The following is an 11331-nucleotide window of genomic DNA, read 5'->3' as shown; positions in this document are numbered from 1 at the left end:
ACCATTGTTTTTACCCGTTACATTCTCCTGGAATGGCTTCGCCGAAGCGAAAATGATGATAAAACCTTGTGCGAATTATTCTTCAGGCTTTGTGATGACATCCAGGATATGGTACTCTCAACCGCTCTTCAAAGTTTGATGAGCTTATTTGTTGAACAATTAAATTCGGTAGGCGCTAGAAAGTCTACACTGTTAAAAAATCAACTCCAGCAATGGATTGACTCTCAGGCCTCTTTTATAAAGGCTTTGTTCGGTCAATTAAGCTGGGAAAGTTGAGTTAGTTAGACAATCTAATAATAATGGAGGTGACCCTTTGGACTCTTTTTCTTCCCAACTCAACGCCGTTCTGGTTGATACATTCAATAATATTTTAAAGTTTGAAGAAGATTTACTCAAACAATCAACAAATATTGATTTATCAATCAATGAAATGCATCTGATTGAGCATGTGGGAAAAAATAAAAATGATGGAAGAACCATTAGTGATCTTGCCCAAAGCCTTAACATTACCCTCCCATCTGTGACCGTAGCCATTAATAAACTGGTCAAGAAAGGGTATGTAAAGAAAGAAAAGAGCAATACCGATGGACGGGTTGTTTACGTCCGGCTCACTGATAAGGGTTTGCGGATCGATAAAATTCACCAGTACTTTCATGTAAAAATGGTGAAAGATATTTCTAAAGAAATGACCGATGAAGAGAAAGAAGTTTTAATTCACGGCATGGAAAAATTAAATGGTTTTTTCAGAAAAAAATTATCAAGATTATCTGACGAAAACGAAACGTCTGAGTCTTGATGCTTGGAGGAACAAATGTCCTTTGCAATTATCGGAACCGGTTCTGCATTGCCAAAAACAATTCAGACCAATGAAGACCTCGCTCAGTTTCTGGATACATCCCACGATTGGATTGTTTCCAGAACTGGCATCGAAGCGCGACATATTTGTGTGGCCGAATCCATTTTGGATATCGCCCTGGAAGCCAGTGTGAATGCCCTGGAAAATGCCCAAATCAAACCAGCAGAACTTGATCTAATCATCTGCCCCACCCTTGGCGGCGATACCGTCACTCCTTCCCTGGCCTGTCTGATTCAGGAACAACTGGGTGCGACCTGCCCCAGTTTTGATCTCAATGCTGCCTGTTCCGGCTTTGTCTATGGACTGGATGTGGCGGATGCATATTTTGCCCGGAATAATGACATGAAAATTCTGGTCATTGCCGTGGACGCCATGTCCAAACTGGTGGACTGGCAGGATCGGGCTACCGCTGTTCTTTTCGGAGATGGCGCCGGTGCAGCGGTGCTGGGCAGCGGGAATAGCTTAAAAGCCATTCAGCTGACCGCCGTCGGAAATCAGCATGCCTTAAGTATTCCCTGGCCTAAGGGGAATCACCCCCTGACCCAAAACCAGTCAAACCCAGCCCCCTATCTGCTGATGGACGGGCCGGAAGTTTATCGCTTTGCGGTAGCTGCCATCTGTAGTGACTTACGCTCAGTGGTAAAAGCCGCCGGCATCGAACTGTCTGATCTGGATTATATTATCCCCCATCAGGCCAACCTGCGAATTATCGAAGGAGCTGCCAAACGCCTGAAACTGCCAATGGACAAATTTGTCCTGCGCGTCAACGGCTGCGGCAACACCTCAGCCGCCAGCATCCCACTGGTGCTGGATGAACTTAACCGCAGCAAAACCTTTAAACCCGGCACCCGGATTGCCCTAACCGCCTTCGGTGGGGGCCTGACAACTGGCGCCTGCGTTATTGAATGGACCTGATGTGGTCCACTCGCAACTAATTGTTTAAATAACTAACCCCATCTCAATCAAAAATTTATTTATAATCTTAGGAGGATTAATCAAATGGTATTAGAAAAAGTAGTGGAAATTTTACGGAATTACAAAGACGAACAAGATCTGGAAGTAACAATGGCTTCAACATTTGAAGAACTGGAACTGGATTCTCTGGATACTGTCGAACTGGTCATGGAAATTGAAGAAGCTTTTGATACCAGTATTGAAATGGATGGCGAACTCCAAACCATTGGTGATGTGGTAACTCTGATCGAAAAAGCAATCGCTTAGGTGAAATAACATGATTAAAACACCACTCTGCGATCTTTTAAACATTGAATTTCCCATTCTTCAAGGAGGAATGGCGTGGATATCCGATGCTCAGCTTGCAGCTGCCGTGTCAAATGCAGGTGGTTTAGGGATTATTTCGTCAATGAACGCCGATGAAAATTGGCTGCGCAATGAAATTCATAAGGCCAAAAGCCTGACCGATAAACCCTTTGGGGTCAACGTGATGCTGATGAATCCTCACGTGGATAAAATTGCCCAGGTTCTGATTGATGAACAGGTCCCGGTTGTCACAACCGGTGCCGGTAATCCGGGTAAATTCATGAAGCTGTGGATTGAAGCCGGTATCAAGGTAATTCCGGTAGTACCTTCGACCGGATTAGCACGGTTTTCGGAACGGGCCGGTGCCACGGCGGTAATTGCCGAAGGCGGCGAATCCGGCGGACACGTTGGTGAAATGTCCACCATGCCATTAATTCCCCAGGTTTGTGACGCGGTTTCGATTCCGGTCATTGCTGCCGGCGGAATTGGCGATGGCCGGGGCATTGCCGCCGCTCTAATGCTGGGCGCGGTGGGCGTTCAGCTGGGCACCCGTTTTTTAGTCGCCCACGAAACCAACATCCATGAAAACTATAAAGACAAAATTATCAAAGCCAAAGATATTGATACCACTCTCAGTGGCCGGTCATTGGGTCATCCGGTCCGTTCTTTAAAAACAACCTTTTCTAAAGACTTTATTAAAGCGGAAAATGACCCCACTACACCACCAGAAGTCCTGGAAGAATACGGGCGGGGTGCTCTTCGCATTGCTGCTCAGGAAGGTGATTCTCTAAAAGGTTGCTTCATGGCTGGTCAGATTGCAGGAATGATTAAGAAAAAACAAAGCGTGAAGGAAATCATTTTAACACTGGCTGAAGAAACAGAAACAGTTTTAAAAGGAGGAACACAATGGGTAAAATAGCACTGCTTTTTCCCGGTCAGGGCTCACAGTATGTTGGTATGGGCAAACCCCTTTACGACCTCAGTCCCTGCTCCCGGGAAATTTTCGACCAGGTCGATACCATTCATCCCGGCACTTCAACCCTCTGCTTTGAGGGGCCAGCTGAAGCACTCAACCAAACCCAGAACACCCAGCCCTGTATTTTTGCCGTGGAGCTGGCGGCGCTGGCGGCCTTGAAATGCGTTGGAGTCGAAGCCCAGGGAATCGCCGGCTTCTCATTGGGGGAGGTTACTGGACTGGTGGCAGCTGGGGTCCTATCGATGGACGACGGACTAAAATTTGTTAAAAAACGTGGTCACGCCATGGAAGAAGCATCGCAGATGACGCCGGCATCGATGGTGGCTGTTTTAAAACTGGACAATGCCACGGTGGAAACACTCTGCCGGGAATTCAATCAATGCTACCCGGTCAATTACAATTGTCCCGGGCAATTGGTTGTTGCGTTGCTGAAGGATGATCAGGAAGCATTTTTAGCACGAGTCAAAGAACTGGGCGGAAGGGGTATTCCACTGACTCTGTCCGGCGGCTTTCACTCTCCTTTTATGACTTATGCAACCAAGCTGCTGGAGCAGAAAATTTATGAATTGACATTTGCAGCAGGATCCATCCCCCTCTATTCCAACGCTTATGCCAAACCCTACCCCACAGCTCCGGCGGATATCCGTGATTACATTCTGCATCAAATCAATCATCCCGTGCTATGGGAACAAACCATCCGCAATATGATTGCCGACGGATTTACCACCTTTATTGAATGCGGTCCTGGTAAAACCCTGGGCGGCTTTATAAAAAAAATAGACAAATCGGTTACCTGCTGTCATGTTGAAACAGTGTTAACCGATTATCTTGAAGCAAAAAATGCCGGAAAGGAATGGTCTTTTATATGTTAACAGGAAAAACCGCACTGGTCACCGGCGGTGCAAAAGGAATTGGCCGGGCGATCGCCCTTAAAATAGCGGAAGCTCATGGAAATGTGGCGATTATCTACCGCGGCAGCCAGAAAAATGCTGAACAAACCATTGACGAACTGCTGGCACTGGGTGTCCAGGCTAAAAGCTATCAATGTGATGTGTCCGACTTTTACGCCACCAAAGATTTAGTTGTCCAGGTTATTAAAGATTTTGACGGCTTGGATATCCTGGTGAATAATGCCGGCATTACCAATGACAAATTGTTAATCGCCATGAAAGAAGAAGATTTTGACAGCGTCATTAACACCAACTTAAAAGGCGCTTTCAACATGACCAAACACGTCGGCACCTATCTGCTCAAACAGCGCAAAGGCCGAATTATTAATATTTCCTCGGTTTCCGGCCTGATGGGTAACATCGGCCAATGCAATTATGCCGCTGCCAAAGCCGGTCTGATCGGCCTGACAAAGTCAGCTGCCAAAGAAATGGCCCTGCGGGGAGTCACCTGTAATGCCATTGCCCCCGGTTTTATCGATACCGATATGACTAAAGAATTGAAACCCGAAATTACAGCAGAAATTCTCAAACAAATTCCCTTAAAACGCTTAGGCCAGGCTGAAGACATTGCCAATCTGTGCGTTTATTTAAGTAGCGATTTATCAGGCTATATTACAGGAGAAGTCATTAAAGTTGATGGCGGTCTCTATATTTAGGAGTAATCAATGAATCGACGAGTTGTTATAACAGGATGTGGTGTCGTTTCTCCAGTGGGTAGCACTGTAGAGCTTTTTTGGGAAAACCTCAAAAACGGAAAATGCGGCATCGACTTTATTAAAAAATTTGATACCACCGACTTAAAAGTGAAAATTGCAGGTGAGGTTCTTGACTTTGAACCCCTTGACTATATTAGAAAAAATGAAATCCGAAAAACTGATCTGTTTACCCAATATGGCATTGGTGCGGCCGTCCAGGCGATGGAAGACAGTGGGGTACAGGCTCATGTGGACCCCACCCGACTGGGTGTTTATATCGGTTCCGGCATTGGTGGCATTCACACCTTTATTGATGAATGTCATAAAATGGATACCAAAGGGCCAAGCCGGATTTCGCCTTTTTTCATCCCGATGATGATTTCGAATATTGCGGCGGGAACCATCGCTATTCGCTATAATGCCCAGGGTCCCTGTTTGCCCATTGTCACAGCTTGCGCCACTGGCACCCACTCAATTGGCGAAGCCTTCCGCAGTATCAAGCACGGTTATGCCGATGCTATTATTGCCGGCGGTACTGAAGCCAGTATTTCGCCCCTGTCGGTGGCCGGCTTCACTAATTTAACGGCCCTGACGACCGTTAACGATCCGACCCGGGCCTCCATTCCCTTTGATAAAAACCGCAGTGGTTTTGTCATGAGCGAAGGCGCCGGCGCAGTGGTTCTGGAAGAACTGGAATCAGCCCTGAACCGCGGTGCTAAAATCTATGGTGAAGTTGTTGGCTACGGCAATACCTGTGATGCCTATCATATTACGGCCCCCCATCCTGATGCCATCGGTGGAACCCGGGCCATCAGCCTGGCCATGGCAGAAGCAGTCGGTGCGGGTGTCAAATTTGAGGATGCTCAGATTTATGTAAACGCCCATGGCACCAGCACTCCCCTTAATGATAAATCAGAAACCATCGCCATTAAAAATGCCCTGGGTGACCATATCAGTCGCACCCTGGTCAGCTCCACTAAATCAATGACGGGCCATATGTTGGGAGCGGCTGGCGCCATCGAAGCAATTGCCGCGGTGATGGCCTTAAAAGATGGCATAATCCCCCCTACCATTGGTTATCAGGAAGCTGATCCGGACTGTGATCTGGATTATGTCCCCAATCAGAAACGGGCCGTCCAGAGTGACGTTGCCCTGTCCATTTCGCTTGGATTTGGTGGTCATAATGCTTGCCTGGCATTTGTTAGATAGAGGAGAATAAACAATGGAATTAAATATCGAAACCATCCAGGCCCTGGCCAAGATCATGTCGGCCGAAAAGCTCACCAGTCTGGCTCTTGATCAGGGCAACCTGAAGATCGAAATAAAACGGGAAATCGGAGCGGCACAACCAGCCGGGATTACTTATCAGGAACCCCCGATAGCGGCAACTGCACCCCTTCCTCATTATACTCAGCCGGTAGCGGCGGAAGCCATTGAGATCGCTGAAACTGCCCATTGGAAAGAAATAAAATCACCGATGGTGGGGGTTTTCTACCAAAGCAGTCAACCCGGCAATCCCGCCTATGTGACCAAGGGCCAGCACTTTTCCGAAGGCGACACCCTGTGTATCATCGAGGCGATGAAGCTGATGAACGAAATTACCGCCGAGACGCCCGGAACCATTATGGAAGTCTGCGTCGGTAACGGCCAGGTCGTCGAATTCGGCCAGGTGCTCTATCGCATCGTTGAAGACTAGATTTTAGACTGCGTTATTAACCCAGTACCGACAATTGTTACATCATGTTGTACGCATCGGAGCGGACACGGCAGAGCCTGTCCTATTCTTCGCGAAAGTAACGAGCCAATCACAAGCTTGCTTGTAGTTGGCGACTGCTCGCGACTCATGCGAAAGGAGCAAAGCGGATTTCGCATAGCGCGGCGAACAACAGATTAACAATTGGTCGGTACAGTAGTTTATACCAATCTACACCGTACCGATCCTGATCGGTGCGGCTGAAGCTTGTTAACGGTCTGAAAAATTACTAAACGGAATTTTATATAAAATTCAGAAGGAAATCAGAATGAAACGTGATGAATTAAAGAAGATCCTGCCTCACCGGGAGCCGATGCTCCTGATTGACGAGGCTGAAAAAATAGACGATACCACCGCCACTGGTCGCTACACCGTAACCGGTGACGAGTTTTTTTTACAGGGACATTTTCCCGGTAACCCGGTCGTACCCGGTGTTATTCTTTGTGAAATCATGGCCCAGACCTGTTGCGTCTTAATGGCTGATCTGGATGGGTCCAACAAGACGCCCTACTTTACCGGACTGAATAAGGTAAAGTTTAAAGAGAAGGTCTTCCCCGGCGATACCATTGAAATCACCTGCAGCATTACCCGATCCAAGGCACCTTTTTATTTTGCCAGCGGCTCCGGCTCGGTCAATGGCAAGGTTGCGGTGGTGGGCGACTTCTCTTTTGCCCTGATTGAGTAAGGAGGGCGGCGGTGTTTTCAAAAATACTAATAGCCAACCGAGGCGAAATTGCTCTGCGGATTATCCGTGCCTGTAAAGAAATGGGTGTCGCCACCGTTGCCGTCTTCTCCACCGCTGATGAAAACAGCCTCCACGTCAGCCTGGCTGATGAAAGTATTTGTATTGGACCGGCGGCTGTTTCCGACTCTTATCTGAATATTTCGGCGATCTTATCGGCGGCGGTATTAACCGGAGCGGAAGCCATCCATCCCGGCTACGGACTGCTTTCGGAAAACCCCAAGTTTGCCCGGCTGTGTGCCCAATGCGGCATCGCCTTTATCGGACCGACCTGGGAAATCATCCAAAAAATGGGCGATAAGGACCAGGCCCGCGCCACCATGGCGGCGGCTGGAGTCCCGATTGTCCCCGGTACCGATATCATCAATGACCCCGGCGAGGCTCATCAGAAAGCCGATGCAATCGGCTATCCGCTGTTAGTCAAAGCCCGCTCCGGCGGCGGCGGCAAGGGGATCCGCCTGGTTGAACGATCCGAAGATTTTCTCAACGAATATGCTCTGGCCCGGCAGGAAGCACAAAATGCTTTTAATGACGATGGGGTTTATCTGGAAAAGTTTTTAACCCGGGTCAAACATATCGAAATTCAGCTGCTGTGCGATCAGCATCAGCATGTTGTGGCCCTGGGCGAGCGTGAATGCTCGATCCAGCGTAAAAATCAGAAACTGCTGGAAGAAAGCCCTTCCCCATCCCTGACACCGGAAATTCGTCAGACCATGATGGAAGTTTCCCGCCAGGCAGCACTGGCGATCGGCTATGAAAATGCTGGTACGATTGAGTTTTTAATGGATGCCCAGGGACATTTCTATTTTATGGAAATGAATACCCGGCTGCAGGTTGAGCATCCGATTACCGAAATGGTCACCGGGGTGGATATTGTCAAATGGCAAATCCGGATTGCCGCCGGGCTGCCCCTGACCTTTGGTCAGGACGATGTCCACATTCAAGGTCACGCCATCGAGTGCCGGATCAATGCCGAAAACCCGCTGCTGGATTTTCGACCCAACTGCGGAACGATAAGTTTCCTCCATGTTCCCGGTGGTCCCTGGGTGCGTTTTGATACCCTGCTCTATCAGGGTTATTCGATCCCGCCCTATTACGACTCGATGGTTGGCAAGCTGATTGTTCATTCCAAAACCCGAGAGCTGACGATCCGGAAAATGAAGGCGGCTTTGTGCGAACTGGTCATTGAAGGCATCGATCACACCAGCCAGGTGCAATTGGATATCCTCAGTCATCCTTTATTTATCGCAGGTGATTATTATACCGATTTTATGGAAAATGAATTTGGCAAACCCTTGTCTGAATAGAAATGGAGGTTTTAAATGCTAAGCAAAGGTCTATTTAAAAAACCCAAAAATGAATTGGAAGCCCAGCATCGAATCAAACGCAAAACGGATCCGGCCATTCCCTCGGAACTGTGCCGGAGCTGTCCGTCCTGTAAACAATTGAGCTTCACTTCAGATTTAGAAAACAACTTCCATGTCTGCCCTAAATGCGGTCATCATTTTCGCATCAATGCCCGACAGCGTCTAAATATGATTATTGATCAGGATACCTTTGTCGAACAGCATCATGAGCTGTCTTCAACCAATCGACTGGAATTTCCCGGTTACGACGAAAAACTGGAGCAGGCCACCCTGTTTAGCCACGAAAACGAAGGGGTTATCATTGGAACCGGAAAGATTGACAATCACAAGGTTGCTCTATTCGTCATGGAGGCCACCTTTATGATGGGCAGTATGGGTCAGGTGGTCGGCGAAAAAATCACTCTGATCTTTGAGTATGCGCTTAAACATCGTCTGCCGGTGATCGGCTATACCGTCTCCGGTGGCGCCCGGATGCAGGAAGGGATGCTGGCGCTGATGCAGATGGCTAAAACCAGTGGTGCGGTCAAACGTCATAATGATGCCGGTTTGCTCTACCTGACCATTTTGACCGACCCGACTACCGGTGGTGTCACAGCCAGTTTCGCTATGGAAGGCGATATTATTCTAGCCGAACCGGAAGCTCTGATTGCCTTTGCCGGTCCCCGGGTGATTGAACAGACCATTCGGCAACGATTACCAAAAGGCTTTCAGCGAGCTGAATTTTTGCTGGAGAAAGGATTTGTGGATGCGATTGTGCCCCGCAGTATCCAAAAAGATACGGTAAAACGATTATTAACCCTACACGGAATTCCCAAAGGCGGTGATCAAAATGGAAGCATATAAACGGGTCGCCCTGGCCCGTAAAAAGACCCGCCCGACAGGACAGGATTTTATAGATAATTTATTCACCGATTTTATTGAACTGCATGGTGACCGTTGCTTTGGTGACGATCCGGCGATGATCACTGGAATGGGTATGCTGATGGACATGCCGGTGACTGTTATTGCCCAGGAACGGGGTAAAAACACGAAGTCCCGGGTCAAACGGAACTTCGGTTCTGCCCATCCCGAAGGTTATCGAAAAGCTCTGCGACAAATGAAGCTGGCCGAAAAATTCAATCGTCCGATTGTCTGTCTAATTGATACCTCCGGCGCGTTTTGCGGTATCGGGGCTGAAGAACGGGGTCAGGGCCATGCCATTGCCAGCAACCTGATGGAAATGATGAGCCTTAAGGTGCCGATCCTGTCCATCATCATTGGTGAAGGCGGCAGCGGTGGAGCACTGGCCCTGGGCGTGGCCGATGAGGTCTGGATGCTGGAAAATGCCATTTACTCGGTTATCTCGCCTGAAGGCTGTGCCAGTATTCTCTGGAAAGATGCTTCCAAAACCAAAGAAGCCGCTAATTGTCTGAAGTTGACAGCCCAGGATTTATTGGAACTCCAGGTCGTCGATAAAATCATTTCTGAAAACCATCGTGATTTTAAAAACGTCTATCGGGAACTAAAAATCGGTTTGTATAAAAACTTTCAAAAAAACCAGGCCCTGGATCATGAACAATTGACGGAACACCGTTACCAACGCTTTCGTAAATACGGGGCGATCGAAACCATATCCGAATAACTTTAATGACAAACAGGCCGAACCAGAAAAAAGCAGATAACTACCCGTTGTGCTGCTTTTTTTTTATTTACCCGGAGCAAAAATGATGATATTATGGACTATAAGTAGAAACTGATATAAAATTCAAAAAAGGAGATGATACCATGACTGGAGATAGAATTAAATGCGAACTTGTTTATAGTAAAATGCTAACCGCTGTTGAAGACATCATGTTGGAAGAGTTTGACTTGCCGGAGGGCTGTATAGATATCGGGATTTTTACCACCCAATATGATGGTGTTGGCTATTGTGCTGCCGATGAAGCCACCAAAGCCTCAAATGTCGAGGTTGTTTACATTAAAACCCTGTACGGAGCCGGTGCCGGACTTAATGACGGCCAGGTTTTTGGTGTCATCACTGGACCCACTGTTTCTGACGTTGAAAGCGGACTACGTTATATCCGGGACTATGCTGAAAATAAATCCAGCGTCTACAGTGTCAATGACGATGACAGCAACCTGATTTATGCCCAGCTGGTGCCTAAAATCGGTAAGTATTTTTCAAAAACCTATGGCCTGCCGATCGGTTCATCGATTGCTTTCCTGTTTGCCCCGGCCCTTGAAGGGGTCGTCGGGATCGACGAAGCCTTAACGGTTGCCGATGTCGAAGTGGTTAAATTCTTTGGCCCCCCAACCAACTCAAATCTGAGCGGCGCTATTCTGACCGGGACCCAATCCAATTGTCGAACTGCTTGTGAAGCCTTTAAAAACGCCATTATCAGCTGTGTCGAAGACCCGGTTGACTATTGATCGCTGCTTTATTGAATGTATAATTTTAAGTTCATCACGATCCATGGATGATCGAGTAGCTGGAAATCCGGGTAATTAGTCCGGATTTCTTTGCTCTCACAGAACCGTGCTTACGTTTGCCGTACACGGCTCCTGAAATCTCTCACCGAATTAATAATAATTCGACAGTAACCCAACTTTATATTGACATAAATCGATGAGTCCCAGATCTTCAAAGTACTGGTTTGGGAGTAACATGTGGATGATATGGACATTTGAATTCTTCCATTTCGTCACGGCCATCTTTTCACCACTACCTTTGATTCCCTGTTTTCTCATTGCCT

General features: G+C 47.7%; 13 protein-coding genes and 1 pseudogene. All 14 read left to right on the top strand.

Going from position 1 to position 11331, the window contains the following annotated elements:
* A pseudogene (locus A3KS_RS23820) lies at window positions 1-276 on the top strand (IS4 family transposase); the annotation flags it as partial.
* A gap of 37 nt (window positions 277-313) precedes the next feature.
* Window positions 314-796 carry a MarR family winged helix-turn-helix transcriptional regulator gene (locus A3KS_RS0116390; protein WP_026395823.1) on the top strand — a complete coding sequence of 161 codons (483 nt, stop codon included), beginning with the start codon at window positions 314-316 and terminating at the stop codon, window positions 794-796.
* Window positions 797-811: 15 nt separating this feature from the next.
* On the top strand, window positions 812-1771 hold the full coding sequence (locus tag A3KS_RS0116385; protein WP_026395822.1) for a beta-ketoacyl-ACP synthase III: 960 nt from the start codon (window positions 812-814) through the stop codon (window positions 1769-1771).
* Window positions 1772-1855: 84 nt separating this feature from the next.
* Complete coding sequence (locus tag A3KS_RS0116380; protein ID WP_035356596.1) at window positions 1856-2077, top strand: acyl carrier protein; 222 nt, start codon at window positions 1856-1858, stop codon at window positions 2075-2077.
* Window positions 2078-2087: 10 nt separating this feature from the next.
* Entirely contained in the window at window positions 2088-3035 is a 948-nt protein-coding gene (fabK, locus tag A3KS_RS0116375) for an enoyl-[acyl-carrier-protein] reductase FabK (RefSeq protein WP_026395820.1), read from the top strand.
* Window positions 3023-3964 carry an ACP S-malonyltransferase gene (locus A3KS_RS0116370; RefSeq protein WP_026395819.1) on the top strand — a complete coding sequence of 314 codons (942 nt, stop codon included), beginning with the start codon at window positions 3023-3025 and terminating at the stop codon, window positions 3962-3964. The genes fabK and A3KS_RS0116370 overlap by 13 nt, the downstream gene beginning before the upstream one ends.
* Window positions 3958-4698 carry a 3-oxoacyl-[acyl-carrier-protein] reductase gene (fabG, locus tag A3KS_RS0116365; protein WP_026395818.1) on the top strand — a complete coding sequence of 247 codons (741 nt, stop codon included), beginning with the start codon at window positions 3958-3960 and terminating at the stop codon, window positions 4696-4698. Before A3KS_RS0116370 ends, fabG begins: the two co-directional genes overlap by 7 nt.
* A gap of 9 nt (window positions 4699-4707) precedes the next feature.
* Entirely contained in the window at window positions 4708-5946 is a 1239-nt protein-coding gene (gene fabF, locus A3KS_RS0116360) for a beta-ketoacyl-ACP synthase II (protein WP_026395817.1), read from the top strand.
* 13 nt (window positions 5947-5959) lie between these two features.
* Window positions 5960-6433 carry an acetyl-CoA carboxylase biotin carboxyl carrier protein gene (gene accB / locus A3KS_RS0116355; RefSeq protein ID WP_026395816.1) on the top strand — a complete coding sequence of 158 codons (474 nt, stop codon included), beginning with the start codon at window positions 5960-5962 and terminating at the stop codon, window positions 6431-6433.
* 325 nt (window positions 6434-6758) lie between these two features.
* Complete coding sequence (gene fabZ / locus A3KS_RS0116350) at window positions 6759-7175, top strand: 3-hydroxyacyl-ACP dehydratase FabZ (protein ID WP_026395815.1); 417 nt, start codon at window positions 6759-6761, stop codon at window positions 7173-7175.
* An 11-nt stretch (window positions 7176-7186) separates the two neighbouring features.
* A complete protein-coding gene (accC, locus tag A3KS_RS0116345; RefSeq protein WP_026395814.1) occupies window positions 7187-8539 on the top strand; it encodes an acetyl-CoA carboxylase biotin carboxylase subunit in 1353 nt (450 codons plus the stop codon).
* A 15-nt stretch (window positions 8540-8554) separates the two neighbouring features.
* Window positions 8555-9442 (top strand): acetyl-CoA carboxylase, carboxyltransferase subunit beta, encoded by an 888-nt coding sequence (accD, locus tag A3KS_RS0116340; protein ID WP_026395813.1) that lies wholly within the window; start codon window positions 8555-8557, stop codon window positions 9440-9442.
* Window positions 9429-10220 (top strand): acetyl-CoA carboxylase carboxyltransferase subunit alpha, encoded by a 792-nt coding sequence (locus A3KS_RS0116335; protein WP_026395812.1) that lies wholly within the window; start codon window positions 9429-9431, stop codon window positions 10218-10220. The genes accD and A3KS_RS0116335 overlap by 14 nt, the downstream gene beginning before the upstream one ends.
* Window positions 10221-10363: 143 nt before the next feature.
* A complete protein-coding gene (gene eutL / locus A3KS_RS0116330) occupies window positions 10364-11008 on the top strand; it encodes an ethanolamine utilization microcompartment protein EutL (RefSeq protein WP_026395811.1) in 645 nt (214 codons plus the stop codon).
* Window positions 11009-11331: the final 323 nt, after the last annotated feature.

The sequence above is a fragment of the Acetobacterium malicum subsp. dehalogenans DSM 11527 genome, assembly GCF_000472665.1.
GTDB classification, from domain to species: domain Bacteria; phylum Bacillota; class Clostridia; order Eubacteriales; family Eubacteriaceae; genus Acetobacterium; species Acetobacterium malicum.
Note: the sequence above shows the minus strand (reverse complement) of the source record. Positions and strands in the feature narration are given on the sequence as shown.

What these genes read in the sequence shown, in the direction of transcription:
- A3KS_RS0116385 (WP_026395822.1), top strand. Translation starts at nt 812, where the DNA reads ATGTCCTTTGCAATTATCGGAACCGGTTCTGCATTGCCAAAAACAATT.
- A3KS_RS0116380 (WP_035356596.1), top strand. Translation starts at nt 1,856, where the DNA reads ATGGTATTAGAAAAAGTAGTGGAAATTTTACGGAATTACAAAGACGAA.
- fabK (WP_026395820.1), top strand. Translation starts at nt 2,088, where the DNA reads ATGATTAAAACACCACTCTGCGATCTTTTAAACATTGAATTTCCCATT.
- A3KS_RS0116370 (WP_026395819.1), top strand. Translation starts at nt 3,023, where the DNA reads ATGGGTAAAATAGCACTGCTTTTTCCCGGTCAGGGCTCACAGTATGTT.
- fabG (WP_026395818.1), top strand. Translation starts at nt 3,958, where the DNA reads ATGTTAACAGGAAAAACCGCACTGGTCACCGGCGGTGCAAAAGGAATT.
- fabF (WP_026395817.1), top strand. Translation starts at nt 4,708, where the DNA reads ATGAATCGACGAGTTGTTATAACAGGATGTGGTGTCGTTTCTCCAGTG.
- accB (WP_026395816.1), top strand. Translation starts at nt 5,960, where the DNA reads ATGGAATTAAATATCGAAACCATCCAGGCCCTGGCCAAGATCATGTCG.
- fabZ (WP_026395815.1), top strand. Translation starts at nt 6,759, where the DNA reads ATGAAACGTGATGAATTAAAGAAGATCCTGCCTCACCGGGAGCCGATG.
- accD (WP_026395813.1), top strand. Translation starts at nt 8,555, where the DNA reads ATGCTAAGCAAAGGTCTATTTAAAAAACCCAAAAATGAATTGGAAGCC.
- A3KS_RS0116335 (WP_026395812.1), top strand. Translation starts at nt 9,429, where the DNA reads ATGGAAGCATATAAACGGGTCGCCCTGGCCCGTAAAAAGACCCGCCCG.
- eutL (WP_026395811.1), top strand. Translation starts at nt 10,364, where the DNA reads ATGACTGGAGATAGAATTAAATGCGAACTTGTTTATAGTAAAATGCTA.